The organism is Stenotrophomonas sp. STEN147 (genome assembly GCF_056757995.1).
This window is the reverse complement of sequence record NZ_JBRRCG010000005.1, coordinates 63,507-88,711: the sequence shown is the minus strand read 5'-3', so window position 1 is coordinate 88,711 and position 25,205 is coordinate 63,507. Positions and strand designations below refer to the sequence as shown.

Genomic DNA, 25,205 nt, shown 5'->3' with positions numbered 1-25,205 from the left:
TCAGGCCTGGCCGGCGGCCGGCGCTGCGGCATTGTGGGAAGCATGCGGGCGGGGCGACTGCAGCGACGGCAGCACCTCGTCCGGACCCTTGCGGATCGCCTTGAGCATCAGCTTGATCTCGACCACGATCAGTGCGGTGTAGATCGCGGTGAAGCCGGCCAGGGTCAGCACGATCTGGTGCAGGGCCAGGCCCGATGCCGCGTAGAACGTCGGCAGCACGCCATCAACCGCCCAGGGCTGACGGCCGTACTCGGCCACGAACCAGCCGCATTCGATCGCGATCCACGGTGCCGGCAGCGTCCACAGGGCCAGCGTGAGGAACCAACGCTTGTCCTGGAAGTTGTTGCGGCACGAGTAGTAGAAGGCCAATGCGAAGAAGGCGATCAGATAGAAGCCCAGGCCCGCCATCACGCGGAAGGTCCAGAACAGCGGCATCACGCGCGGCACGGTATCCATTGCCGCCTGCGAGATCTGTTCGGGGGTGGCGTTGAGGATGTCCTCGCGGTAGCGCTTGAGCAACAGCCCATGGCCCAGATCCTGCCAGTGGCGGTCGAACATCTCACGGGCTTCGACGTCGTTCTTGTTGGCGCGCAGGCGTTCCAGCGCACCGTAGGCGAGCTGGCCGCCGCGTACACGGTGCTCGGCGCGCTCCACCAGTTCCAGGATGCCCGGGATCGGCTGGTCCAGCGAACGGGTGGCGATCAGGCCCATCAGGTATGGGATCTTCACCGCATAGTCGTTCTGGTGCGTCTGCTGGTTGGGAATGCCGAAGGCGGTGAAGTCCGCCGGGGCACGCTCGGTCTCCCACATCGCCTCGATCGCGGCCAGCTTCATCTTCTGGTGCTCGCTGGCGGCGTAGCCACTCTCATCGCCCAGCACCACCACCGACAGCGATGACAGCAGGCCGAACGCAGCGGCCACCGCGAACGAACGGCGGGCCAGGTCCTTGTGCTTGTTGCGCAGCAGGAACAGGGCACTGATCGACATCACGAACACCGCGCCGGTCACGTAGCCGGCGCTGACGGTATGCACGAACTTGGCCTGCGCCACCGGGTTGAACACCACGGCCATGAAATCGACCACTTCCATGCGCATGGTTTCCGGGTTGAACACCGCGCCGGTGGGGTTCTGCATCCAGCCGTTGGCGATCAGGATCCACACCGCCGACAGGTTGGTGCCCAGCGCCATCAGCCAGGTGACCGTCAGGTGCTTGACCTTGCTCAGGCGGTTCCAGCCGAAGAAGAACAGGCCGACGAAGGTGGCTTCAAGGAAGAAGGCCATCAGCCCTTCGATCGCCAGCGGCGCACCGAAGATGTCACCCACATAATGGCTGTAGTACGACCAGTTCATGCCGAACTGGAATTCCATGACGATGCCGGTGGCCACGCCCATGGCGAAGTTGATGCCGAACAGCACGCCCCAGAACAGGGTCATCCGGCGCCAGATCTCCTTGCCGGTCATCACGTAGACACTCTCCATGATGGCGACCATGAACGACAGGCCCAGGGTGAGTGGTACGAATAGGAAGTGGTACATCGCGGTCAGCGCGAATTGCAGCCGCGACAGTTCTACGACTGTCTGATCAATCATGGCCTGGCTACCTCGTTGGATAGTGCCGTTGCAGGTGGCGGGAAGGGTGGTCTACGACGTGAATGATGTGACCGACTACTTCAGACAGCCTTGATCCAGATCAATGTATGAACAGGTATGCGAAGAGATCGTATGCGGGCCCTGTGAAAACTGCGACCCCTGGCCGCAGGGGGAGGCTGTTGCCTGTGCCTACAATGCCATCCATCCTCCACTCCCTGTGAAGACCCTTTGAGCGCTGCCGAACCGACCGTCCTTTCGCCGGAAGCCGAGACGAACCGGCAGCGGCGTGCCCGCACCGCGTGGCTGGCCGACCTTGCGCGGGGGGCACGGGGCCGCCAGCGCCTGGCGGCCGTATGCATCAGCCTGTCCGGCGCGCTGCTGATCGGCCAGGCCGCCGCCATCGCCTGGCTGGTGCAGCAGGTGCTGGTGGAGCAGGCGCCGCTGTCCTCGGGCCTGCCGGTGCTGGCCGCACTGGCGCTGATCCTGTTGCTGCGCACGGCATTGGGCAGCGCGACCCAGGCTGCCGCCGGCGATGTTGCCGACACTGCCCGCCTGGCCCTGCGCGAGCGCGTGTTCGCGCGCCTGCTCGGCCACGGGCCGCTGTGGCTGCGGCAGCGCCGCACCGGCGAGCTGGGCGAGCTGCTGCTGCATCACGGTGATGCGATCGAGAATTATTACAGCGGTTTCCTGCCGGTGCGCACTGAGGTGGTGGTGGTGCCCGTGCTGATCCTGGCCGCGGTGGCCTGGGTGGATTGGGTGGTGGCGCTGATCCTGCTGTTCACGGCGCCGCTGGTGCCGTTCTTCATGATGCTGGTGGGGTGGGGCGCCGAAGCGGCAGGTCGCGCGCAGCTGGGTGAGCTGGCGCGCATGAGCGGCCATTTCGCCGACCGCATCAAGGGCCTGGGCCTGCTGCGCGTGTACGGACGGGGCGAGGCCGAGCTGGCGGGCATAGAAGCCGCTGCCGAGGGCGTGCGGTTGCGCACGATGAAAGTGCTGCGGATCGCGTTCCTGTCGTCCACGGTGCTGGAGTTCTTCGCTTCCGTCAGCGTGGCGATGGTCGCGCTGTACCTGGGCTTGAGCTATCTGGGCATGATGTCGCTGCATGCGGCCGTGCCGACGTTGGGCGCAGGCCTGTTCTGCCTGCTGCTGGCACCGGAATTCTATGCACCGCTGCGACGGCTGGCCGCGCATTATCACGATCGTGCCAACGCGCTGGCCGCGGCAGCCGAAGTGGAGCGCCTGCTGCAGTCGTTGCCGGATGAGCAGGGGTTGATCGAGAACGAGGTCGTGCCGCTGGCAGTGGAGCCGGCCGAGGCCGCACTGCCGCCGCTGCAGGCGCAGGGCCTGGTGCTGCGCCCGCTGGGCGCGTCGCAGGATGTGCTGCAGGGCGTGGATGTGCTGCTGGAGCCAGGCCAGCGGTTGGCACTGGTAGGTGCCAGCGGCAGCGGCAAGAGCACGCTGCTGGAGGCACTGGCCGGCTGGCTGCCGCCGCGCGAGGGCAGGCTGATGCTGCGCCCCGGCGTGCAGGTGGCCTATGCCAGCCAGCGCCCCTATCTGTTCCACGGCAGCATCGCCGACAACCTGCGGCTGGCCGATCCTGGCGCCAGTGATGCACGATTGCGCGCGGTGGCCGAGGCAGCGCAGGTGCTCGCGTTCGCGCAGGGGCTGCCGCAGGGGCTGGACACGATCATCGGTGAACGCGGCTTCGGCCTGTCCGGAGGAGAGGCACGACGCATCGGCCTGGCCCGCCTGCTGCTGCGCGACCCGCAGGTGCTGTTGCTGGATGAGCCGACCGCCTTCCTCGATGCAGATACCGAGGCCGCGCTGCTGCGCAGTCTTGCCGCCTACGCGCGTGGTCGCAGCGTGGTGGTTGCCACCCACAGCCCGGCCGTGATCGCCTGGGCTGATCGCTGCCTGCTGCTGCCGGAAGGACGTCTGGTCGAGCCGGCGCAGGCGGTGCACGCATGACCCGCTCGCCCGATACGCTGCGTGCGGTGTTCCTGCAGCAGCGGCCGCGTCTGCTGCTGACCATGCTGCTGCTGTGGACCACGATGCTGGCAGGCACCGCCCTGCTTGGCGTGTCCGGTGGCTTCCTCACCGCAGCGGCGCTGGCCGGTGCCGCCGGTCTCGGCCAGGGCTTCAACTTCTTTTCGCCTTCGGCCGGCATCCGTGGCCTGACCATGGCACGCATCGTTTCCCGTTATTTCGAGAAGCTGGTTGGCCACGATGCCACGTTGCGCATCGCCCGTGACCTGCGGGTGTGGTTCTTCCGGCGCGCCCTGCCGCTGGCGCCAGCGCGGCTGGGGGCCACCCGCACCGGCGAGCTGCTCGCGCGCCTGCTCGGTGATATCGGTGAAGTGGACGGCCTGCTGGTCCGCGCGCTGGGCCCGCTGGTCGCGCTGGGTGCCCTGTCGATGGTGGCCGTGCTGTCGGCGGCGATGATCCTGCCGTCCGCAGCGGTACTGCTGGCGGTGCTGGCCGCGCTGATTGCCTTCGGTGTGCCGTGGCTGGGCGTGCGGGGCCGCGATGGCGAGGAAGCGGATCGCGCCGCGCATCGAGCCGCACTGCGCACTGCCGCGTTTGAAGGACTGGAAGGCGCGGGCGATCTGGCGGCGCTGCATGCCGATGCGGCGTGGCAGCTGAAGGTGCGGGTGGCCGCCAAGCAGTTGGCCGCGCGTGATCGCCGTCGCCGCTGGCGCCTGATCGCCGCGTCGACACTGCACGGCAGCGTGGCCGGGCTCGGCCTGGTGGCCATGCTGGCACTGGCCCTGCATGCGGCCGAGCAGCAGCGCATCGCGGCTGAAATGGCAGCCGGACTGGTGTTCCTGACGGTGGCGCTGATCGAGCTGTGGGCGGGGATGGGCCTGGCATGGCAGTCGTTGCAGTCCGGTCGCATCTCGGCCGATCGCCTGCAGTCCATCGTCGAGCAGCCGCCGGCCGTGGACGAACCGCTGGCACCGCAGCCGGTTCCGGTGCACGCACGCGTGCACTGGGATGACGTCCACTTCCAGTGGCCGGGGGCGGTACGCCCGGTGCTGCGCGGGCTGCAGCTGACGTTGGCGCCCGGCGAGCGCATCGCGATCCGTGGCGACAGTGGCTGCGGCAAGACCACGTTGTCCAGCCTGCTGCTGCGCCTGTGGGATCCGCAGCAGGGCCGGCTGACCTATGGCGGGCGGGACCTGCGTGATTTTGCCCAGGCCGAGTGGCATCGGCAGCTGGCCTGGCTGCCGCAGAACGCCCCGGTGTTCGCCGGCAGCGTGGCGGAGAACCTGCGCCTGGGGGATCCTGACGCCGACGACGCTGCATTGTGGGCGGTGTTGCACAGGGTGCGGCTGGGCGAGTGGGCCGAGCGCAATGGTGGCCTGCTGGCCTGGGTTGGCGAGAACGGTGCGACGATGTCCGCGGGTCAGGCGCGACGCCTGGCGCTGGCCCGCGCGCTGTTGCGCAACGCGCCGATCCTGTTGCTGGACGAACCGACCGAAGGCCTGGACGTGGACACGGCCCATGCGCTGCTGCACGATCTGGCCGGCCTGCTGGACGGTCGCAGCCTGTTGATGATCACCCATGACGACCTGCCCGATGGCGTGGTCGACGCGCAGTACCGGTTGCGCGATGGTGTGCTGATCCGCGAGGTGTGAGCGGCGCGCCTCATCAGGAAAATTCGCGCAGCATCACCGCGATCGAGGCCACATTGGCCAGCACGCACAATCCGAACACCCACTGGAATGCGGCTTTGCGATGCTTGTGGCGGAACGTCGCCTGGCCCAGCAATGCGCCAGGCCAGCCGCCGGCGAAGGCCAGCAGCTGGAGTGTCCGTTCCGGAATGCGCCGGTGGTTGCGCTGTGCGGCGCGCTTGTCATGGCCATACAGGCCAAACGACACGGCACTGGCCAGCAGGCACCAGCCGCCCAGCCACAGGGGCAGAACGCCGCTGATCGTCAGTGCGATCAGCGCGCCGAAGGCGGCCAGCGCGAGATGACGCCGCCATCCCACTAGAGCGTGTCGAGGAAGCTGCGAACAGCCGGGCCGAACCGATCGAAATCGACCAGGAAGGCATCATGGCCCTGCGGCGAGTCCAGTCCGATGAAGCGTGCATCGGCGCCACCGGCGCGCAGGCCGTCGGCCACCTGCTGCTGCTGCTGCACCGGGAACAGGATGTCGGTGTTGGCACCGATGGCCAGCGCCTTGTCCACACGGATTCTGGCCAGTCCGGCCATGACATCGCCATCGGCATACTCGGCCAGGTCGAACCAGTCCATCGAGCGGCTCAGGTACAGATAGCAGTTCGGATCGAAGAAGCGCACGAAGCGGCGTGCGTGGCCTTCGAGATAGCTTTCGACCTGGAACTCCAGGCCGAACGGATCGTCGTCGGCCTGGTCCGAATCCAGGCGCACGCGACCGAAGCGGCCGTCCCATTCCAGCGCCGAGCGGTAGGTGATCACCCCCAGCTTGCGCGCCATGCGCATGCCGGATTCCGGGTAGTGGGTGTCGTCGTAGCGGCCACTGTTCCAGCGTGGATCGAGACGGATCGCTTCCCGCTGCAGCGATCGGATCGCGATGGAGAACGGCAGCGCCTGCGCACTGCCGGAAATGTTGATGTGGCTGCGCGCGATCCCCGGATGCAGCATCAGCACCGCCAGCGCGGTCATGCCGCCCATCGAGTTGCCGATCACGCACGCCAGCCGTTCGATACCCAGCGCACGCACCACCTCGACGGCGGCGCGTGCGCCGTCTTCGATCGACAGTTCGGGGAAGTCGAGTCGGTACGGTTCGCCGGTCGCCGGATCGATCGATGCCGGTCCTGTCGAGCCCTTGCAGCTGCCCAGCGAGTTCACGCAGACCACGAACCAGCGGTCGGTATCGATCGGCTTGCCCGGCCCGAGCATCGCCTCCCACCAGCCCGGTGCGGGATTGCCTGCGTTGCCGGCGGCATGCGCGTCCGGCGACAGGCCGGTGACGATCAGGATCGCGTTCCCCCCATCGGCAGCCAGCGTGCCCCAGGTCTCGTAGGCCACGCGCGCACCGTGCAGGGCGCCGCCGCGCTTGAACGGGAAGGGCGAAGGCAGGGCATGGAAGCGGGTGCCGGGCGGAATGAATTCGGTCATGCGGGCATTCTAGCGGGGCGGCATGTGGAGCTGGCGACACGCTGGTTTCCATCAGCGGGCGAATGTCGCACGCCAACCCTCTGTGGGGCATGGCCCGGCGCTACCGATGGCAAGCGCACAGGCAGCGCCGGGCCGTGCCCGGCGAGCGCAGCGGTGTGGTGTTACGGAAACCGCAGTTCCACCACGTCCTCATGCGGCAGGGTCACCTTTACCGGGAGGCTCTGCAGGTCACCGTCGCCGCGATTGGCACTGCCACTGCGCGAGATCCGCGCCAGCACTTCCACCTCGCGATGCGCTGACAGGGGCGCGGTGGGCATTGGACTGTCGCCGTCGCCAAGTCCGACCGTGCCGGGAAAACCAGCCAGAGGCAGCTTGCGCACCGCGACCGGCATCGGCGGGCCGCCGACCGCACGTGCCAGCACGAAGATCTGCGCGCCCGCCGGCCATTGCGCATGCTGCACGGAGACGGGCAGCTGCACACGCACTTGCAGCACTGCAGGCGAGGTTGCCGGGGCTGGCTCATGTGCCTGTGCGGCCGCTTCGCGGGCAATGGCGATCTGTGCCTGCAGCGCCTGCGCGGCACCCGGTTCCAGGTGCGGCAGCAGGCCGCTCCAGACATCGGCGGCTTCGCTGTTGCGGCCGCGCTGGCGCAGGGCGATGCCGAGCAGCCAGCTGGCCCGTTCGGCATCGGGCGCCAGCGTGCGCGCCCGCTGCAGCCACGATACGGCGGTGTCGTCGAACTGCTTTCCGGCATCGGCCTGGGCGCGCGCCTGCGCCGCCTCCACCAGCACGCCCGGGTCGTCCGGTGCCAGTGCCACCGCGCGCGCGAAGGCTTCGGCAGCCGCGGCGGCGTTGCCCAGTTCGCTCTGCGAGCGGCCGAGCAGTGCCCAGCCATCGGCACGTTGTGGATCGCGCTGCAGCGCGCCCTGCAGGGCCTGCACGCCTTCGCGCAGGGTCGCCACCGATGGCGCCGGCTGCACCCGTGCCGCCTGCGGGTTCCCGACCAGCTGGTACAGGCAGGCGCCGGCGATGCCCACGGCAACCACGGCGACGACGAAGCCGGTGCGGCCTTGCCGCCGCAGCGGCCACAACACCAGCAGCGCAGTGAGCGCAGCGCTGGCGGCAGCCGCGAAAAGCAGCCAATCGTTCACCAGTCCTCTCCCACGTCGGCCGATGTCGGCGGTGCGGCGGCCACGGTGCGGGCACGACGGCGGACGATGCCCACCACCACCAGCGCGCCGGCGCCCAGTACCAGCAGCGGCCCCCCCCACAGCAACCAGGTGCCCGGCTGCAGTGGGGGCTGGTAAAGCACGAAGTCGCCATAGCGGGCGACGAGGAAGCGCTTGATCTGCGTATCGTCATGGCCCTGCTGCATCAGCTGCAGTACCTCCCGGCGCAGGTCCTGGGCGATCTGGGCGTTGGAATCGGCCAGCGACTGGTTCTGGCACTGCACGCAGCGCAGCTGCGCGGCGAGGTCGTGGAAACGACGCTCCTCCGCTGCATCACGGAACTGCAGCGGCTGTGGGTCATGCAGTGGTTGCTGCGCCAGGCCGGGCAGCGACCCGGCCAGCAGCAGCACCAGCAGCCCGCGCAGGCCGCTACGGAGCAACGCGCTGCGAACCGGCCGCATCGTTCTGTGCCTTCTCGATCTTCTCCAGCGCCGGGATCAGCTTCTCGTCGACCACCTTCTGCGTCATCGCTCCGCTGTACTTCCAGCGCACGATGCCGCTGCCGTCGACGAGGAAGGTCTCCGGCGCGGCCGTCACGCCCCAGTCGATCGCGGTACGGCCTTCGATGTCGCTGAGCACGACCATGAACGGATTGCCCAGCTGTTCCAGCCAGTGCAGGGCATCGGTGGGGTCGTCTTTCCAGTTGTAGCCGATCACGCGCACGCGCTTGCTCTCGGCGAAACGGGTCAGTACCGGGTGTTCCTCGCGGCAGGCCGCGCACCAGCTGCCCCAGACATTCAGCAGATAGGGTGCACCGCGCAGTTCTTCGCTGCGCACGATCATCTGGGGGTCGTGCAGCACCGGCAGCGCGAAGGCGGGGGCGGGCTTGTCGATGAGGGCCGAAGGCAGCACGTCGCGCTGCGGGTCGCCCGACTTCATCACGCCGTAGATCATCAACCCGAGCAGGCCGAAGAAGAACAGCACGCCGATCACGATGGCGACCGGCGGCAGCGGGCGGGAGGGGCGCGGGGCGGGGGACTCGGACATGGAAACTCCTACGGACGACGGAAGCGGCGGTCAGCGGCGGTGATGAATCCACCCAGGGCCATCAGCAGCGCGCCCAGCCAGATCCAGCGCACGAACGGTTTGATGTGGACGCGGACCGCCCACGCATTGTTGCCCAGCGGCTCACCCAATGCCACGTAGACATCACCGCCGATGCGCGCATCGATGCCGGCCTCGGTCATCACCTGGCCACCGCTGGCGTACTGCCGCTTCTCCGGATGCAGCAGGGCCAGTTCGCGGCCGTCGCGGAACACCCGCAGATGACCGCGGTCGGCAATGAAGTTGGGGCCCTCACGGTGATCCACGCCTTCGAAGCGCACTTCGTGACCGCCGACCACGATCTGCTGGCCCGGTGCCAGCGCCACTTCGCGCTGCACGTTCAGCGCTTCCACCAGCAACGCGCCCGCCAGGAACACGGCGACGCCGGCATGGGCAACGATCATGCCGAGCATTTCGGCAGTAAAGCGGCCATTGCCACGCAACCGCTGCCAGACGAAGCGGGCGGTGCCCAGCGCGACCCAGGCCGCCGCGGCAACGCCGATGCCGGCTTTCCATCCGTTCTGCGGCGCCTGCCACCAGGCCAGCGCACCGAGCAGTACCGCCAGGCCGAACCAGGGGGCGAGCAGGGCCATCGCGCGCGAAGGCTGGTCGCGCTGCCATTTCACCAGCGGGCCGAAGGGCAGCAGCAGCACCAACGGCGCCATCAACAGCAGGAACAGGCTGCCGAAGTAGGGTGGGCCGACCGAAATCTTGCCCAGCGCCAGCGCATCGGCCAGCAGCGGGTACAGCGTGCCGAGCAGGACCATCGCGCAGGCGGTGGCCAGCAGCAGGTTGTTGGCCAGCAGCAGCGTTTCGCGCGAGGTTGCGGTGAAGCCGCGGCGGGCATCATCGGCGTCGATGCTGAGCTGGCCCGCGCGCAGCGCGTACAGCAGCAGGCTTCCACCCACCAGCAGTGACAGGAACACGAGGATGAACAAGCCCCGCGAAGGATCGGCGGCGAACGAGTGCACGCTGGTCAGCACGCCGGAGCGCACCAGGAACGTGCCCAGCAGCGACAGCGCGAATGCGGCGATCGCCAGCAGCAGGGTCCAGCTGCCGAAGGTGCCGCGCTTCTCGGTGACCGCTTGGGAGTGGATCAGTGCGGCGCCGACCAGCCATGGCATGAAGCTGGCGTTCTCGACCGGATCCCAGAACCACCAGCCGCCCCAGCCCAGTTCGTAGTAGGCCCACCAGCTGCCCAGGGCGATGCCCAGGGTCAGGAACGCCCAGGCGACATTGGTCCATGGCCGCGTCCAGCGCAGCCAGCGTGCGTCCACGCGTCCCTCCAGCAGCGCGGCCACGGCGAAGGCGAACGGCACCGCGAAACCCACGTAGCCCAGGTACAGCATCGGCGGGTGGATGATCAGCCCCGGATCCTGCAGCAGCGGATTGAGGTCACGGCCCTCCAGCGGGGCCGGGTTCAAGCGCAGGAACGGGTTGGAGGTGAAGATCAGGAAGGCGAGGAAGCCCACGCTGACGATGCCCATCACCGCCAGCACGCGCGCCTGCACGTGCCGGGGCAGGTGCCGTGAGAACAGCGCGACCGCTCCAGTCCACAGCGCCAGCACCAGCGCCCACATCAGCAGCGAGCCTTCGTGCGCGCCCCACACCGCCGAGTAGCGGTAGATGAGTGGCAGCAGCGAGTTGGAGTTCTCGGCCACGTAGCGCACCGAGAAGTCCTGCTGCACGAAGGTGGCGGTCAGCACCGCGAATGCACCGGCCACCAGCAGCAGCTGCGCGTAAGCGGCCGGCCGTGCCACCGCCATCCACGCCGCGTTGCCGCGATGGGCGCCGGCCAGCGGCAGGCCGGCCAGCAGCAGCGACGCCAGCAGTGCGCACAGCAGCAGGATCTGACCCAGTTCGGGCAGCACTCAGCGGACCTCGGGTGCCGTCACCGGCACGTCGTGCTTGAGATGGGCCTGGCCCATCTTGTCGGCCACTTCCTTCGGCACGTACTGCTCGTCGTGCTTGGCCAGCACTTCGTCGGCGACGAACACGGCGTTCTGCAGCGCGCCCTCCTGCAGGCGGCCGCTGGCGACCACGGCCGTGCCTTCGGCGAACATGTCCGGCAGGATGCGCGAGGTCGTCACCGCCAGCTGGGCATCGCCATCGGTGACCAGGAAGTGGGCATCCAGCGAGCCGGGCGGGCGGTTGAAGGAACCCTTCACCACCATGCCGCCGAGGCGGAACCGCGATTGCGGCTCGACGTCGCCACGCAGCACTTCGGAGGGCGTGTACAGGTAGGCAATGTTGCGCTCCAGTGCCATCGCCACCAGCGCGGTGGCCAGGCCGGAAGCGAGCAGGGCCAGCAGGACCCAGGCCAGGCGGCGGCGTTGGACCGGTGTCATCGTTCCAGCTCCGTGGACAGCGACGGTGGGACATCCTGGGCGCTGGCACGTGCCTGCTGCCGCTGCTGCCGGGCCTGTGCCATGCGCCGGGCGGCGCGCAGGCGCAGCCAGGAGCCGAGCGCGTCGGCGCAGAGCACCAGCACGAACACCGCGTACGCACCGATCACGTAGGGCAGGTGGCTCATTGCGGGTTCTCCGCAGCAGCCTGCGCGGCGTCGATGCGGCCACCGACCCAGGCCTTGCCGGCCTCGCGGTCGAGATTGTCGGCGCGCGCCTTGGCCAGCACCGAGCCGGCGAACCAGAACTTGGTACCGATCACCATCCACCACAGCGGGGCGATCATGGCACTGTCGATGGCCGATTCACCGAACACGTTGATCGACTGGCGCTGGTGCAACCCACCCCACCAGTCCACGGAATAGCGGATCACCGGCAGCAGGCTGACGCCGACGATGGCCAGCAGGCCGGCCGCACGGGCGGCACTGCGGCGGTCCTCGATGGCGTGGTACAGGCCGATCACGCCCAGATACAGGAACAGCAGCACCAGTTCGCTGGTCATGCGCGGGTCCCAGTCCCACCAGGTCCCCCACGTGCCCTTGCCCCAGATGCTGCCGGTGAGCAGGGTGATCAGCGTGAACCCTGCGCCCATCGGCGCGCACGCCATGGCCAGGATCTCGCAGACCTTGATCCGCCAGATCAGGGCAATGGCGGCGTACAGCGCCATCAGCGCGAATACGAACAGGCTCATCCAGGCGCTGGGCACATGGATGTAGAGGATGCGGAAACTGTCCAGCTGCCGGGCTTCCGGCGGCACCACCAGCAATGCCTGCCAGATTCCGACAAGCAGGACCGGCACGGCCGCGAGGTAGAACACCCGCGACCAGCGGGCGGCGAAACGATCGAACGTGGGCGGAGAACCGAGTTGGTGGAACCAGCGGACAATCGGATTCATGCGTGACGGCTATCCAGCAGGGGTGGATTGGCTCTCAGCTCGATCAACTCAGAGAAATACGAATCGCAGCGGCAGTCGCCAGCGGTGCCAGCACCAGTGCCACCAGCAGGCCGGCACCCAGCATCAGCAGCGCGCCGACCGGATCCTGTCCACGGCTGGCTGCAGCCAGGCTGCCTGCACCGAAGACCAGCACCGGCACGTACAACGGCAACGACAGCAACGCCACGAGAATACCAGAGCGCCGGATGCCCACGGTCAGTGCAGCGACCACACCACCGATCAGGCTCAGCAACGGTGTTCCCAGCAGCAACGATGCCAGCAACATCGGCAGCTGGTCATGCGGCAGATGCAGCATTTCCGCCAGCAGCGGGCTCAATACGATCAGTGGCAGGGCCGTGGTGGCCCAGTGCAGCAGCACCCGTACCAGCACCAGCCACGCCAGTGGCACCGGTGCCAGCAGCCATTGCTCCAGCGAGCCGTCCTCGGCGTCGGAGCGGAACAACGAATCCAGCGCAAGCTGCCCGGCCAGCAGCACCGCCAGCCACAGCACCGCACCCGCGGTCGCCGCCAGCGGCTGTGGATCGCGTCCCTGTGCCAGTGCGAACAGCACCACCACCAGCAGGGCGAACAGCAGCGGCTGCAACGCATCGCCGCGGCGGCGCCAGAGCAGGCGCAGGTCACGCCTGACCAGGGCGCGCGCGGTCTGCCACAGGCCCGGTTCGGTACCCGGGGCGATCATGCGGCACCGCCGAGGTCGAGCTGGCGGGTACGCACCGGTGGTGCGGCGTAGGCCCCATGGGTGGTGACCAGGGCGGCGCCACCTGCGCGCAGGTGCGCCGAAATCATCCGGTTGACCAGGGTGATGCCCTCCAGGTCGAGGTTGGCGTAGGGCTCGTCGAGCAGCCACAGCGGGGCGGGCGAGAGCCAGATGCGGGCCAGCGCCAGCCGCCGCTTCTGTCCGGCCGACAGGTGCCGCACCAGGGTGTCCTCATACCCGGCCAGGCCGACGATGGCCAGCGCATTGCCCGGCATCTGCCGCGCACGGCGCCCGTGCAGGCCGCACAGGAAGTGCAGGTTCTCCAGTGTGTCCAGGTCTGGCTTCAGCGCGGGAAGATGGCTGAGATAGGCGACATAGCGCGCCCGTTCGGCATTGCTGGCGGGCCTGCCGTCGATCCGCACCTGGCCGGCGCCGGGTCGCGCAAGGCCGGCGAGCACGCGCAGCAGGGTGGTCTTGCCGGCACCGTTGCCGCCCTGCACGAGCAGCGCCTCGCCAGCATCCACGTGGAAGTCCAGCGGGCCGAACACGGGCGCGTCATTGCGCGAGAAGCTCAGGCCGCTGGCGGCCAGCAATGCAGGGGTGTCCAAGGGGCAGGGATCTTCATGCCGGAGTGCGGCGGCAATTGTAGCGATGAAACCCGCCCGGTAGCGCCGCGCCATGCACGGCGAGCGCCAAGCGCGGTATCCCGCTGACCGGGCATGTGCAAACAGCCGCCCGGCATGACCCGCCACGACCGGCTCGCGCCGCAGCCGGGTCCGGATTTCGTACACTTCCAGCCCTTGTTCCCATTAGCCCAGGCCGATGCAACCCACCACCAAGCTGCCCAAGGTCGGTACCACCATCTTCACCGTCATGTCCCAGCTCGCTGCCGAGCACGGTGCAGTCAATCTGGGCCAGGGGTTTCCGGATTTTTCCGCGCCGCAGCGGCTGATCGACGAAACCGCCAGGGCGATGGCGGCCGGCCTGAACCAGTATCCGCCGATGACCGGTGTGGCGCCGCTGCGCCAGGCCATCGCGCAGAAGTCACTGGACCTGTACGGCGCCCAGGTCGACCCGGACACCGAAATCACCGTCACCAGCGGCGCAACCGAGGCCATCTTCAATGCCATCCACGCCGTGGTGCGCGCCGGCGAGGAAGTGATCGTGCTGGACCCCGCATATGACTGCTACGAGCCGGCCATCGAGCTGGCCGGCGCCACCGCCGTGCATGTGCCGCTGGACCCGCAGACGTTCGCCGTGGACTGGGACCGCGTGCGTGCGGCCATCACGCCGCGCACCCGCATGCTGATGGTCAACACCCCGCACAACCCCTCCGGTGCGATGCTGGACGAGGCCGACATGCAGGCGCTGGCCGACGTACTGCGTGGCACGCAGATCTACCTGATTTCCGATGAGGTGTACGAGCACATCATCTACGATGGCCGCCGCCACGAATCGGTGCTGCGCTATCCGGAACTGCGCGAGCGGACCTTCGTCATCTCCAGCTTCGGCAAGACCTACCACTGCACCGGCTGGAAGATCGGTTATGCGGTGGCGCCGCCGCTGCTGACCGCGGAATTCCGCAAGGTGCACCAGTACAACACCTTCACCAGCTTCGGCCCGGCCCAGTATGGCTTTGCCGCGATGATCCGCGACGAACCGGAGCACCACCTGGAACTGGGCGCGTTCTACCAGGCCAAGCGTGACCGCTTCCGCGAGCAGCTGGCCGGTACGCGGCTGAAGCCGCTGCCGGTGCCGGGCGGCTACTTCCAGCTGGTCGATTACTCGGCCATCAGCGATCTGCCCGACCATGAGTTCGTGAAGTGGCTGACCATCGAGAAGGGCGTCACCGCCATCCCGCTGTCGCCGTTCTACGAAACCGCACCGACCGGCCAGCGCCTGGTACGCCTGTGCTTCGCCAAGAACGAGGCGACCCTGGACGCGGCGATCGAACGCCTGCGCCTGCTGTGAGCGGAGTGAAGACCATGCAGGATCTGCGCATTTCCCTCGTCCAGGGCGACACCCGCTGGCATGACCCGGCCGGCAACCGCGCCTACTATGGCGCGCTGCTGGCGCCGCTCGCCGGCACCACCGATCTGGTGATCCTGCCGGAGACCTTCACCAGTGGCTTCTCCAACGAGGCCATCGCACAGGCTGAAGGCATGGATGGCCCCACCGTCGCCTGGGTGCGCGAACAGGCCAGAACCTTGAACGCGGCGGTGGTCGGCAGTGTGCAGCTGCGCGACGGCGCGGGCGTGTACAACCGGCTGCTGTTCGCGACCCCCGACGGTGGACTGCAGTACTACGACAAGCGCCACCTGTTCCGCTATGGCGGCGAGCACGAGCGCTATGCCGCCGGCCGCGACCGCCTCTGCGTGGAATGGAAGGGCTGGCGCATCAATCCGCAGGTCTGCTACGACCTGCGGTTCCCGGTGTTCTGCCGCAACCGCTACAACGTGGAACGGCCGGAACAGCTGGATTTCGATCTGCAGATCTTCGTTGCCAACTGGCCTTCGGCGCGTGCCTACGCGTGGAAGACGCTGCTGCGCGCACGTGCGATCGAGAACCTGTGCTTCGTCGCTGCGGTCAACCGTGTCGGCGTGGACGGCAACCAGCTGCACTATGCCGGCGACAGCGCCGTGCTGGATTTCCTCGGCCAGCCGCAGGTGGAGATCCGCGAGCGCGAGCAGGTGGTGACCACCACCATTTCGGCCGACGCGCTGGCGCTGCACCGTGCGCGCTTCCCGGCGATGCTCGATGCCGATGCTTTCCATCTGGACGTGCAGGCCTGAACGAAGGGCTGAACGCTGTCCGCATCACCGCGCGCGCCTGCATTCACCCTGCACGCGCGCGCTGCTAGATTCGCCGGCAGTCCGAACGCTGTGGAAGTCCTGCCGATGAACAAGTCCCTTGCCCTGCTGCTGGCGCTGGCCGCCACCTCCCTGGCTCCGGCCGCGCATGCCGGTGGCAATCTCGACTGCCACCTGCGCTACAACCTGTCTGGCTGGTCGCTGATCTACAAGACGGCCTCGGGCACCGGCACCGTCAGCTGCAGCAACGGTGCCAGTCTGCCAGTGCGCATCCAGATGAAGGGCGGTGGCCTGACCGTGGGCAAATCGAAGATCACCGACGGGCGCGGCAGCTTCACCGGCGCCGTCAGCGTGGATGAACTGCTCGGTACCTACGCGTCGGTGGGGGCTCATGCCGGTGCGGTGAAATCCAGCAATGCGCAGGTGATGACCAAGGGCGACATCTCGCTGGCGCTGTCCGGTACCGGCAAGGGCTGGGACCTGGGTGTGGACGGCACGGCCTTCACCATCAGCCGGCGTTGACCGGTTCCCGTCGCAGCGGCACCCGATAACGAAAAACCCCGGCCAATGCCGGGGTTTTTCATGTCAGGCGTGTCGCCGATCAGCCGCCGCGCGGACCGCCGCGACGGGGGCCACCCGGGCCACGATTGCCGCCGGGGCCGCCCGCACCGCGGTTGCCACCCGGACCGCCGGGCCCGCGATTGCCACCGGGGCCACCCGGGCCACGGTGGCCACCGCCGGGACCGCGGCTGCCCGGACGGGCGCCCTGCGCCGGCTTCGGGCTGCCATACGGATTGAAGCCCGGGTTGGCGTGGTCGGACGGGAAGCTCGGGGCGTTGCCCGGGTGCCCGTACGGATGCTTGTTGCCCTGCGCGCCCTGGCTGCGGTTGCCCGCGCCGGGACGGCCCTGGCCACCGGCGCCACCGCGACCCTGGCCGCCTGCGGCGCCCGGACCCTTCGGCTTGCCATAAGGACGGCCCTGGCCGCCGCCCGGACCACGTGCGCCCGGACCGGCGTTGCGGTGGCCGCTCGGGCCGGTGCTGACGCCATCGGGCACGTACCAGGTACGGAACGCAGCCGGATTGCCTTCCGGCAGCGAACGGTCATTCTTCGGCTTGCGCTGCTTGAACGGCTTCTGCGACTGCTTGGCCGCGGCTTCACCGCTGACCGTGAGGCCGCCCTTGAAGCCGCCCCCCTTGCCGCCGCGGCCACGGCCACGGTCTTCGCGCAGGGTGTCGAAACGGCGCAGTTCGCGCCCTTCGTCGGCCGTGCTGTGGCCATTGACGTAAGCGTTGCCACGGCCGCCTTCGCGCACGCGCACGGTGGTCTTGGCGGCGCGGCGCTGGCCGATCACCGGCTGCAGGGTGAGGGCCGACGGAGCGCCTTCTTCCAGCTTCAGTTCAGCACGCAGCGCTTCGACCTGGGCGCTCGGCAGCTCGACCGCCTGGCCACGGGCCAGTTCGCGCGGCAGGCTGACCCGGCCGTAGCGGGTGCGCTTGAGGCGACTGACCTGGCAGCCCTGCGATTCCCACAGGCGGCGCACTTCGCGGTTGCGGCCTTCCTTGACCACGACGCGGAACCAGTCGTGCGAATCGGTGCCGCCGATGCGTTCGATCTCGTCGAACTTGGCCGGGCCGTCTTCCAGCGCGACGCCACGGGCAAGGCGGTCGACGATGGCATCGGCCACCTTTTCCTGGCCTTCCGGTGCACGCACGCGGACCACGTACTCGCGCTCGACCTCGAAGGACGGGTGCATCATCGCGTTGGCCAGTTCACCATCGGTGGTCGCCAGCAGCAGGCCGGTGGTGTTGATGTCGAGGCGACCGATCGCGATCCAGCGCGCGCCCTTCAGCGGCGGCAGCGATTCGAACACGGTCGGACGGCCTTCGGGGTCTTCGCGGGTGGTCACTTCGCCTTCCGGCTTGTTGTAGACCAGCACGCGCGAGGGTTCGGACAGGGCCGTGGCGACGAAGCCGCGGCCGTCCAGTTCGATCTTGTCGCCGCTCTTGACCGACATGCCGGTCTGCGCGACTTCACCGTTGACCTTGACCAGGCCTTCGGCGATGCGCTGTTCCAGCGCGCGGCGCGAGCCAAGGCCGGCCTGGGCCAGAACCTTGTGCAGGCGTTCTTCCAACTTGAACTGTTCGGAGGTGGCTTCGCGCTTGAGCGAGAGCTTGTTCAACGACAGCTTGCGAGGGGTGTCACTCATCAGTTTTGCTCCGGCCGACGGTTTCGAGGTCGGCCTCTGGTTCGGAATCGGCTTGGTCAACAGCCACGGTCGTCGTCGCGACGGCGTTGTCTTCGCGTTCGTTCACTGGCACCGCGCGCTCGCCCGGCGCGGAATCGGGGTGCCCATCATCGAGGGGCGAAGGTGCTTGCTCATCGGTGGCCGCCGCAGGGACTGCGTCGGCGGAATGCGGGGTGTTGCCACCGGCCAGGCCGGCATCATCATTGGCGGCACCGTCCGGCTCGGCCGAGACGTCGGGGCCGTCGGCGCTGGCGGCAGCCGGTGCATCGCGGTCCAGGGCCAGCTGTGGTTCCAGCTCGCCCAGGTCCTTCAACTCCGACAGCGGCGGCAGCTCATCCAGGCGCTTGAGGCCGAAGTAATCCAGGAAGCCCTTGGTGGTGCCGAACAGTGCCGGCTTGCCGGGCACGTCGCGGTGGCCGACGACGCGGATCCATTCGCGCTCTTCCAGTGCCTGGATGATGTTGCTGCTGACAGCGACGCCGCGCACCTGCTCGATCTCGCCGCGGGTGATCGGTTGCCGGTAGGCGATCAGCGCCAGCGTTTCCAGGGTGGCACGGGTGTAGCGGGTCTTGCGTTCGGTCCACAGCCGGCTGATCCAGCCATGCACCTCGCCGGTGACCTGGTAGCGGAAGCCCGAGGCGACCTCGACCAGTTCCACGCCGCGGCCTTCGCAGCCTTCGCGCAGGTGCTCCAGCGCACGTTCGATGCTGCCCGGCGGTGCTGGTTCCTCTTCCGGGAACAGGTCTTTCAGCTGGGCCAGGGTCAGCGGCTGGCTGGAGGCCAGCAGGGCACCTTCGACAATGCGGTTGATCAGCGGTTGATCCATCGGCAGGCAGCGCTCACTCGTTCTCGTTGGCGGCGTCGTTGTCGTCGAACTCGCTGCTGAACTGCAGCGGGGCATTGGTGTTGCCGGCCGCCAGCGACTTCACGTAGATCGCCGCCAGCGGTTCCTCCTGGACGATGTCCAGCAGTTGCTCCTTGGCCAGTTCCAGCACGGCCAGGAAGGTGACCAGCACGCCCAGCTTGCCTTCTTCAGCAGTGAACAGGCTTTCAAAACGGTAGAACCTGCCGTCTTCCATGCGGCCGAGCACTTCGCCCATGCGCTGCCTCACACTCAGCGCCTCGCGCTTGATCGCGTGGCCGCTGAACAGCTCGGCGCGCTTGAGCACATCGTGCAGCGCCAGCAGCATCTCCTTCAGGTCCACCGGCGGCGGCAGTTTCACCGTGGCGCGTTCGGGCATGAAGGCATGGGCCACCGTGGTGTCCCGGTCCTGGCGGGGCAGGGCATCGATGTCCTCCGCCGCCTGCTTGAAACGTTCGTACTCCTGCAGCCGGCGCACCAGTTCGGCGCGCGGATCGGCTTCATCGCCTTCGTCGCTGACCGGGCGCGGCAGCAGCATGCGCGACTTCACCTCGGCCAGGATCGCTGCCATCACCAGATACTCGGCCGCCAGTTCGAAGCGCAGCTCGCGCATCACGGTGATGTACTCCACGTACTGCCGGGTGATCTCGGCCACGGGGATGTCCAGCACGTCCAGGTTCTGCCGGCGGATCAGGTACAGCAGCAGGTCCAGCGGACCTTCGAAGGCATCCAGGATGACTTCCAGCGCATCCGGCGGGATGTACAGGTCCTGCGGAATCTGCAGGACCGGTTGCCCATGCACGACGGCCAGCGGCATTTCCTGCTGCTGGGGGGCGGGCGGCCGGGTTGGCGGGTTCGCGTCGAGCGCGAGTTCGGAAGTCATCTAATGGACATCAGGATTGCAACGGACCAGTCGCGGCACCCGGCGCCGCGCGTGCACCGCGGGCCCCAAGGCACCAGGCGCGCCTGTCTCGGCGCGATTCCACACATATCAAACAGCAGGACGCGCCGCAGGAGACGGCAGCGACGGGACTACGGGGAGGTCGTCTACGTGGCCTGCCCGGAAGCGGCAGGTCGGTCGTCGGGGGCTGCGTTGGCCGCAAAAACCGACGGGTTGCTGCATCCAGCCACGTGCAATGGACTCTAGGGTAAGCCTTTGCCGAGCCAGTGTCCAGCCGCGGCCAGGGCGAGGAGGCTTTGGCTAGAATCGGCGGACCCGACAACGCGAGCGAGGAAATGCCGGTGTGGTATGTGATTGAAGGCTATGACGGCCAGGACGTGCTGACGCAACGGCTGCAGGCCCGGCCGGAACACCTGGCGCGGCTGCACGCGCTGCGTGTTGAAGGGAGACTGCTGCTGGCCGGCCCCTGTCCGGCGATCGACAGCGAAGATCCAGGCCCGGCGGGGTTCAGTGGTTCGGTGGTGATCGCCCGCTTCGGGTCGCTGCCGGAGGCGCAGGCCTGGGCCGATGCGGACCCCTATGTGGCCGCAGGTGTCTACGTGAGGGTGCAGGTGCGGCCCTTCCGCCAGGTGCTGCCGTGAACGCGGACCGGATCGAGCGGATCCGTGATGCGCTGCAGCAGGCGCTGGCCCCGAGCGTGCTCGAGATCGAGGACGACAGTCATCGTCATGCCGGCCACGCTGGCGCGCGCGATGGCCGTGGCCATTTCAACGTGCATGTGGTCAGCGAGCGCTTTGCCGGCCTCGGCCCGTTGGCCCGCCACCGCGCGGTATACGCGGCGTTGGGCGCGATGATGGAAACCGACATCCACGCGCTGTCCATCCGCGCGCTGGCACCGTCAGAACAGGGCTGAGCCCTTGTCCCGCACTGTCATTGCCGGTCCGTGCGTGGACCGCCAGGGACAGATTTCCATGTCCATTTCAGGACATTCGTCTAACGGACAGTTTACAAGCCCAGATGGAAACGCTTACATTCCGCGCCAATGCTGGTAGGTCCAAGCCGTGGAGGGCGGCTTCGTGAACAAGGCAGCCATTACAATCAAGGATGTCGCACGCGAAGCCCGGGTCTCCGTGGCCACGGTTTCCCGCGCGCTCAACGGGCATGAAAATGTCGCCGAACCGGTCCGCCAGCTTGTGCTGGAGGTGGCCGCACGGCTGCGTTACACCCCGCACGCCGCCGCCCGCAGCCTGAGCAGCCGCCGCACCAACACGGTCGGCGTGGTGCTGCCGGACCTGTACGGCGAGTTCTTCTCCGAGCTGATGCGCGGCATCGACGGCGTTGCCCGCAGTCGCCGCCAGCATCTGCTGGTGTCCAGCTACCACGGCGACCAGGAGCAGCAGGGTGCTGCCCTGCGCGCCATGCGCGGGCGTGTCGATGGCCTGCTGGTGCTCTCGCCCTATGCGGAGAGCCCCGGCTTCCTGACCGACAACCTGCCGCAGTCGCTGCCCACCGTACTGATCAACACCTACCTGCCTGGGCAGGATCATCCGGTGTTGAGCATCGACGACCACGCGGGCGCAATGGCGATGACCCGTCATCTGCTCGATGCCGGTCACCGGCGCATCGCGTTCATTTCTGGCCCGGACCTCAACTTCGACGCGCGCGAGCGCCTGCGCGGCTTCCGTGACGCGCTGGCGGCTGCCGGCGGCAGCGCCGAAGGCATCGAGCTGCCCGGTGATTTCGACGAAGCTTCCGGCCATCGCGCCGGTCAGGAGTTGTTGGCAGCCGGCACGCTGCCCGATGCCGTGTTCGCCGCCAACGACATGATGGCACTTGGCTGCCTGTACGCCTTCGCGCAGGCAGGCGTCCATGTTCCGTCCGATGTCGCCCTGGCGGGTTTTGATGACATTCCGCTGGCACGTTTCGTTCACCCGTCGCTGACCACCATGCAGGTCAGCATCGCCGAGCTCGGCGATCGGGCGATGACGCGCCTGATGCAGTTGATGGACGGCACCTCCACGGAAGGGGCCGGGGACAAGCAGACCCTGGTACCCCGTCTCGTTGTTCGCGATTCCACCACTCCGCCATCCGGCCGTTGAAGCCGGAGGCGTTCCTTCTTTTTTGATTGATCGCAGGGGACCGCACACGCGGTCGCCGCCACCCGGAGATTGAGTTGATGATGCATTCCACTATCCGCACGCCGGCGCGCCGGCTGCTGAGCACCGCACTGGTCAGCTGCCTGATGCTGGCCGCCGCCCCGAACGCCCTGGCGCAGTCGGCCAACGCCAGCCTGCGCGGCCAGGTTGCCGGCGCACAGGCCGGTTCGGAGGTCACCGCCACCAACGTTGCGACCGGCACCGTGCGCCGCGGCACCGTCCGCGCCGACGGCAGCTACTCGCTGATGGGCCTGGACCCGGGCACCTACGACGTGGTGGCCAACGGCCAGACCCAGAAGGTCACCGTGACCGTGGCCTCCACCGCCACCCTGAACTTCGCCGGCGCTGCCAGCAGTACCCCGGGTTCGACCGCGGCCACCAACCTGGACACCGTCAACGTCGTCGCGCCGACCCTGCTGCAGGAAGTGCGCACGTCCGAAGTCGGCAAGACCGTCAGCCTGCAGCAGATCCAGACCACCCCGCAGGTGTCGCGCAACTTCCTGGAGTTCGCCGACGCGGTGCCGGGCCTGATCTTCACCCGTGATGCGAAGGGCAATACCTCGCTGCGCGGCGGCGCCACCAATGCCGATGGCACCAACGTGTACATCGATGGCGTGGGCCAGAAGAGCTACGTCAAGGGCGGCGGTGTGGCCGGCCAGTCCGGCAGCGCAGGCAACCCCTTCCCGCAGCTGGCCATTGGCGAATACAAGGTCATCAGCGGCAACTACAAGGCCGAGTACGGCCAGGTCTCGAGCGCTGCGGTGACCGCAGCGACCAAGTCCGGCACCAACGAATTCAAGGGTGAGGCGTTCTATCGCTACACCGACGAGGACATGCGCGCCAAGACCCCGGCCGAACGCCAGGGCGGCAAGGACAAGCAGGTGTCGGCCGAGAAGGAATACGGCTTCGCGCTGGGCGGCCCGATCATCCAGGACAAGGCCCACTTCTTCGTGACCTACGAAGCCAAGCGCTTCGACCTGCCGGTCACCATCGCACCGGACGGTGCGGTCACCGGTGCCGCCGGTCTGCTGCCGCCCGCCGGCGCCGCCGGTCTCGGCCCGGCCAGCCAGCCGTTCCAGCAGGACCTGATCTTCGGCAAGATCGACTTCGAGCCGACCGACAACGATCGCATCGAGCTGACCTTCCAGGACCGCGACGAAACGCAGTCGCAGTTCAGTGGCCAGACCTCGCCGGAAGCCGGCCGTGAAGTGGTCAATACCGACCGTCGTTACGCGCTGCGCTGGAACCACAGCGGCGAGCGCTACTACAACGAATTGATGGTCACCCACGAAGATTCGTTCAACAACCCGACCCCGCTGACCCTGGCCAACGGCATCACCTACACCGCGCCGGACGGTCCTGAAGACCGCACGATCGTGAAGATCGGTGGCGCCTCGGCACTGGACTCGCAGGTGAAGGGCCAGAAGGGCTGGTCGATCGAAGACAACCTGACCCTGGATGGCATCCAGTGGGCGGGCGACCACACCATCAAGATGGGCGTGAAGTACAAGCAGATCGACCTGTACGCTTCCGATGCGGCGCAGATCAACCCGACCTTCACCTACACCCTGGGTGATCCGGACTTCCCGGACTCCATTCCGTACAAGGCGCAGTTCGTCAAGCCGGTGACCGGCGTGTCGGGCGTGTCCGGCGAAGTACGCTCCAAGTCCAAGCAGTACGGCGTGTTCATCCAGGACGACTGGCAGGTCAATGACCACCTGCAGCTGAACATCGGCCTGCGCTGGGATTACGAGAAGACCCCGTCCTACCTGGACTTCGTGACCCCGCAGCAGGTGGTCGATGCCATCTATTCGCAGGATCCGCGCGCACCCGCCGGCCAGACCTACGCCGATTCGCTGGCGCTGGGCGGCCTGGACATCAGCGACTACATCAGCAACGGTCACAACCGCAAGGCATTCAAGGATGCCTGGCAGCCGCGCCTGGGCTTCTCGTATGACATCAACGCCGACGAGCAGCATGTGATCCACGGTGGTGCCGGCCGTTCCTACGACCGCGACCTGTTCGACAACCTGCAGCTGGAGACCACCAAGCTGGCCCTGCCGCAGCCGACCATCTACTTCCGCAACCCGGCCACCGGGACCTGCATCAACGGTCAGGCCGCCTGCTACGACTGGAATCCGAACCTGCTCAACGGCATCGGCAACCTGCAGGCGCTGGTGGGATCGACCAGCAACGCCGGCCTGGAGGTCGACCTGCTGAACAACAAGCTGAAGGCACCGTACTCGGATCAGTTCAGCCTGGGCATGAGCAACCAGATCGGTGACTGGCTGACCGATGCCACCATCGCCCGCACCCTGAGCTACGACGGTTTCGCCTTCACCCTGGGCAACCGTTACCCGACCGGCCAGTTCTTCGATGATCCGCGCCTGTGCGGCGGTACCGAGCCGGGCCTGAGCCAGGCCTGGAGCTGCAACGTGCCGGGCTTCGGCAGCCTGATCATCGGCCAGCAGGGCATCAAGACCCGCGCCACCCAGGTCCTGCTGTCGGCGCAGAAGCCGTTCACCAAGGAAAGCGGCTGGGGCACCTCGATCGCCTACACCTGGACCACCGCACGCCACAACCGCGACATCAATGAGAAGTACGCCTTCGACCGCGGCCTGATCGGCGATTACCCGACCATCCGTTCCAACGGCGCTCCCCGTCACCGCCTGGTGATGACCGGTTCGTACGCGGGCTTCTGGGGCATCACCTTCGGCGGCAAGATCACCCTGGCAACGCCGACGGCCGTCAACGACTGGTACCCCGTGCCGCAGGCCAGCGGCTACACCCTGCCCACCCCGCAGGCGGCCGTGCCCAACGCCAACGGCAAGTTCCTGGTGGGTGGCAAGATCTTCGGCTACCGCTCGGTCGACCTGCAGGCGACGAAGACGTTCAAGATGCCGGGTGATACCGAGCTGTACGCTCGCCTGGACATCATCAACGTGTTCGATTTCGACAACTTCTCCACCTACAACTACGTCAAGACCAACGGCAAGCTGCAGGCCAGCTACAACGAGACCGGTGACATCATCGGTACGCCCCGCCAGATCAAGGCGGAAGTGGGCTTCCGCTTCTAAGCGGGTACGCCTGCTGCAGGAGTCGATGCCGCCGGTTCGCCGGCGGCATCGGCAACTGCGATGATCGCGCTGTCAGGCCACGTTCCCGTGGCTTTTTTAAATGTGTGGTTTGTAAACGATTTCAGA

24 protein-coding genes are annotated in these 25,205 nt (G+C 67.7%); 9 read left to right on the top strand and 15 right to left on the bottom strand.

Going from position 1 to position 25,205, the window contains the following annotated elements; translation table 11 throughout:
* Positions 1-1,590 carry a cytochrome ubiquinol oxidase subunit I gene (locus ACVOKU_RS07580; RefSeq protein ID WP_053520344.1) on the bottom strand — a complete coding sequence of 530 codons (1,590 nt, stop codon included), beginning with the start codon at positions 1,588-1,590 and terminating at the stop codon, positions 1-3.
* A gap of 228 nt (positions 1,591-1,818) precedes the next feature.
* Here ACVOKU_RS07580 and cydD point away from each other — a divergent pair, with 228 nt between their 5' ends.
* Both cydD and cydC read left to right on the top strand, forming a co-directional pair.
* Positions 1,819-3,558 (top strand): thiol reductant ABC exporter subunit CydD, encoded by a 1,740-nt coding sequence (cydD, locus tag ACVOKU_RS07575; protein ID WP_481559542.1) that lies wholly within the window; start codon positions 1,819-1,821, stop codon positions 3,556-3,558.
* Positions 3,555-5,228 (top strand): thiol reductant ABC exporter subunit CydC, encoded by a 1,674-nt coding sequence (gene cydC / locus ACVOKU_RS07570; protein ID WP_481559541.1) that lies wholly within the window; start codon positions 3,555-3,557, stop codon positions 5,226-5,228. The genes cydD and cydC overlap by 4 nt, the downstream gene beginning before the upstream one ends.
* 13 nt (positions 5,229-5,241) lie before the next feature.
* Here cydC and ACVOKU_RS07565 read toward each other — a convergent pair whose 3' ends face one another.
* The 11 genes from ACVOKU_RS07565 to ccmA all read right to left on the bottom strand — a co-directional run bounded on the left by ACVOKU_RS07565 (position 5,242) and on the right by ccmA (position 13,705).
* On the bottom strand, positions 5,242-5,583 hold the full coding sequence (locus tag ACVOKU_RS07565; protein ID WP_053520347.1) for a DUF1294 domain-containing protein: 342 nt from the start codon (positions 5,581-5,583) through the stop codon (positions 5,242-5,244).
* Positions 5,583-6,695 (bottom strand): homoserine O-acetyltransferase MetX, encoded by a 1,113-nt coding sequence (gene metX / locus ACVOKU_RS07560; RefSeq protein WP_481559540.1) that lies wholly within the window; start codon positions 6,693-6,695, stop codon positions 5,583-5,585. Before metX ends, ACVOKU_RS07565 begins: the two co-directional genes overlap by 1 nt.
* Before the next feature lie 161 nt (positions 6,696-6,856).
* Positions 6,857-7,849, bottom strand: a complete 993-nt coding sequence (locus tag ACVOKU_RS07555; RefSeq protein ID WP_481559588.1) for a tetratricopeptide repeat protein — start codon at positions 7,847-7,849, stop codon at positions 6,857-6,859.
* Positions 7,843-8,289: a cytochrome c-type biogenesis protein gene (locus tag ACVOKU_RS07550; protein ID WP_481559587.1), complete on the bottom strand. Its 447-nt coding sequence runs from the start codon at positions 8,287-8,289 to the stop codon at positions 7,843-7,845. The genes ACVOKU_RS07555 and ACVOKU_RS07550 overlap by 7 nt, the downstream gene beginning before the upstream one ends.
* 4 nt (positions 8,290-8,293) lie before the next feature.
* Positions 8,294-8,911, bottom strand: coding sequence for a DsbE family thiol:disulfide interchange protein (locus ACVOKU_RS07545; RefSeq protein ID WP_053516864.1), 618 nt, complete (start codon positions 8,909-8,911; stop codon positions 8,294-8,296).
* Between the two features lie 8 nt (positions 8,912-8,919).
* Entirely contained in the window at positions 8,920-10,839 is a 1,920-nt protein-coding gene (locus ACVOKU_RS07540) for a heme lyase CcmF/NrfE family subunit (protein WP_065175491.1), read from the bottom strand.
* The gene (ccmE, locus tag ACVOKU_RS07535) at positions 10,840-11,316 is read right to left on the bottom strand and encodes a cytochrome c maturation protein CcmE (protein WP_481559539.1); all 477 of its coding nucleotides are present in this window, start codon (positions 11,314-11,316) and stop codon (positions 10,840-10,842) included.
* Positions 11,313-11,501, bottom strand: coding sequence for a heme exporter protein CcmD (ccmD, locus tag ACVOKU_RS07530; RefSeq protein WP_053516869.1), 189 nt, complete (start codon positions 11,499-11,501; stop codon positions 11,313-11,315). The genes ccmE and ccmD overlap by 4 nt, the downstream gene beginning before the upstream one ends.
* Positions 11,498-12,268: a heme ABC transporter permease CcmC gene (ccmC, locus tag ACVOKU_RS07525; protein WP_065181944.1), complete on the bottom strand. Its 771-nt coding sequence runs from the start codon at positions 12,266-12,268 to the stop codon at positions 11,498-11,500. The genes ccmD and ccmC overlap by 4 nt, the downstream gene beginning before the upstream one ends.
* A gap of 43 nt (positions 12,269-12,311) precedes the next feature.
* Positions 12,312-13,007 carry a heme exporter protein CcmB gene (ccmB, locus tag ACVOKU_RS07520; protein ID WP_053516872.1) on the bottom strand — a complete coding sequence of 232 codons (696 nt, stop codon included), beginning with the start codon at positions 13,005-13,007 and terminating at the stop codon, positions 12,312-12,314.
* A complete protein-coding gene (gene ccmA, locus ACVOKU_RS07515) occupies positions 13,004-13,705 on the bottom strand; it encodes a heme ABC exporter ATP-binding protein CcmA (protein WP_429001223.1) in 702 nt (233 codons plus the stop codon). The genes ccmB and ccmA overlap by 4 nt, the downstream gene beginning before the upstream one ends.
* A gap of 142 nt (positions 13,706-13,847) precedes the next feature.
* Here ccmA and ACVOKU_RS07510 point away from each other — a divergent pair, with 142 nt between their 5' ends.
* The 3 genes from ACVOKU_RS07510 to ACVOKU_RS07500 all read left to right on the top strand — a co-directional run bounded on the left by ACVOKU_RS07510 (position 13,848) and on the right by ACVOKU_RS07500 (position 16,357).
* Positions 13,848-14,996, top strand: a complete 1,149-nt coding sequence (locus tag ACVOKU_RS07510; protein WP_111186422.1) for a pyridoxal phosphate-dependent aminotransferase — start codon at positions 13,848-13,850, stop codon at positions 14,994-14,996.
* Between the two features lie 14 nt (positions 14,997-15,010).
* Complete coding sequence (locus ACVOKU_RS07505) at positions 15,011-15,817, top strand: amidohydrolase (RefSeq protein ID WP_461289854.1); 807 nt, start codon at positions 15,011-15,013, stop codon at positions 15,815-15,817.
* A gap of 105 nt (positions 15,818-15,922) precedes the next feature.
* A complete protein-coding gene (locus ACVOKU_RS07500) occupies positions 15,923-16,357 on the top strand; it encodes a hypothetical protein (protein ID WP_053516878.1) in 435 nt (144 codons plus the stop codon).
* 79 nt (positions 16,358-16,436) lie between these two features.
* Here the strand turns inward: ACVOKU_RS07500 and ACVOKU_RS07495 are convergent, their stop codons facing one another.
* Genes ACVOKU_RS07495 through ACVOKU_RS07485 form a run of 3 tightly spaced genes read right to left on the bottom strand, consistent with a single transcriptional unit; the run spans position 16,437 to position 19,828 of the window.
* Positions 16,437-18,044, bottom strand: a complete 1,608-nt coding sequence (locus ACVOKU_RS07495) for a pseudouridine synthase (RefSeq protein ID WP_481559538.1) — start codon at positions 18,042-18,044, stop codon at positions 16,437-16,439.
* Positions 18,037-18,909, bottom strand: coding sequence for an SMC-Scp complex subunit ScpB (scpB, locus tag ACVOKU_RS07490; RefSeq protein ID WP_180875560.1), 873 nt, complete (start codon positions 18,907-18,909; stop codon positions 18,037-18,039). The genes ACVOKU_RS07495 and scpB overlap by 8 nt, the downstream gene beginning before the upstream one ends.
* A 13-nt stretch (positions 18,910-18,922) precedes the next feature.
* Positions 18,923-19,828, bottom strand: a complete 906-nt coding sequence (locus ACVOKU_RS07485) for a segregation and condensation protein A (RefSeq protein ID WP_053516881.1) — start codon at positions 19,826-19,828, stop codon at positions 18,923-18,925.
* A gap of 359 nt (positions 19,829-20,187) precedes the next feature.
* Here ACVOKU_RS07485 and ACVOKU_RS07480 point away from each other — a divergent pair, with 359 nt between their 5' ends.
* The 4 genes from ACVOKU_RS07480 (at position 20,188) to ACVOKU_RS07465 (ending at position 25,079) form a co-directional block, all read left to right on the top strand.
* Positions 20,188-20,487 carry a YciI family protein gene (locus tag ACVOKU_RS07480; RefSeq protein ID WP_481559537.1) on the top strand — a complete coding sequence of 100 codons (300 nt, stop codon included), beginning with the start codon at positions 20,188-20,190 and terminating at the stop codon, positions 20,485-20,487.
* Positions 20,484-20,759 carry a BolA family protein gene (locus tag ACVOKU_RS07475; RefSeq protein ID WP_074899338.1) on the top strand — a complete coding sequence of 92 codons (276 nt, stop codon included), beginning with the start codon at positions 20,484-20,486 and terminating at the stop codon, positions 20,757-20,759. The genes ACVOKU_RS07480 and ACVOKU_RS07475 overlap by 4 nt, the downstream gene beginning before the upstream one ends.
* Positions 20,760-20,907: 148 nt before the next feature.
* A complete protein-coding gene (locus ACVOKU_RS07470; RefSeq protein ID WP_053516884.1) occupies positions 20,908-21,945 on the top strand; it encodes a LacI family DNA-binding transcriptional regulator in 1,038 nt (345 codons plus the stop codon).
* Between the two features lie 77 nt (positions 21,946-22,022).
* Positions 22,023-25,079, top strand: coding sequence for a TonB-dependent receptor (locus ACVOKU_RS07465; RefSeq protein ID WP_253119524.1), 3,057 nt, complete (start codon positions 22,023-22,025; stop codon positions 25,077-25,079).
* Positions 25,080-25,205: the final 126 nt, after the last annotated feature.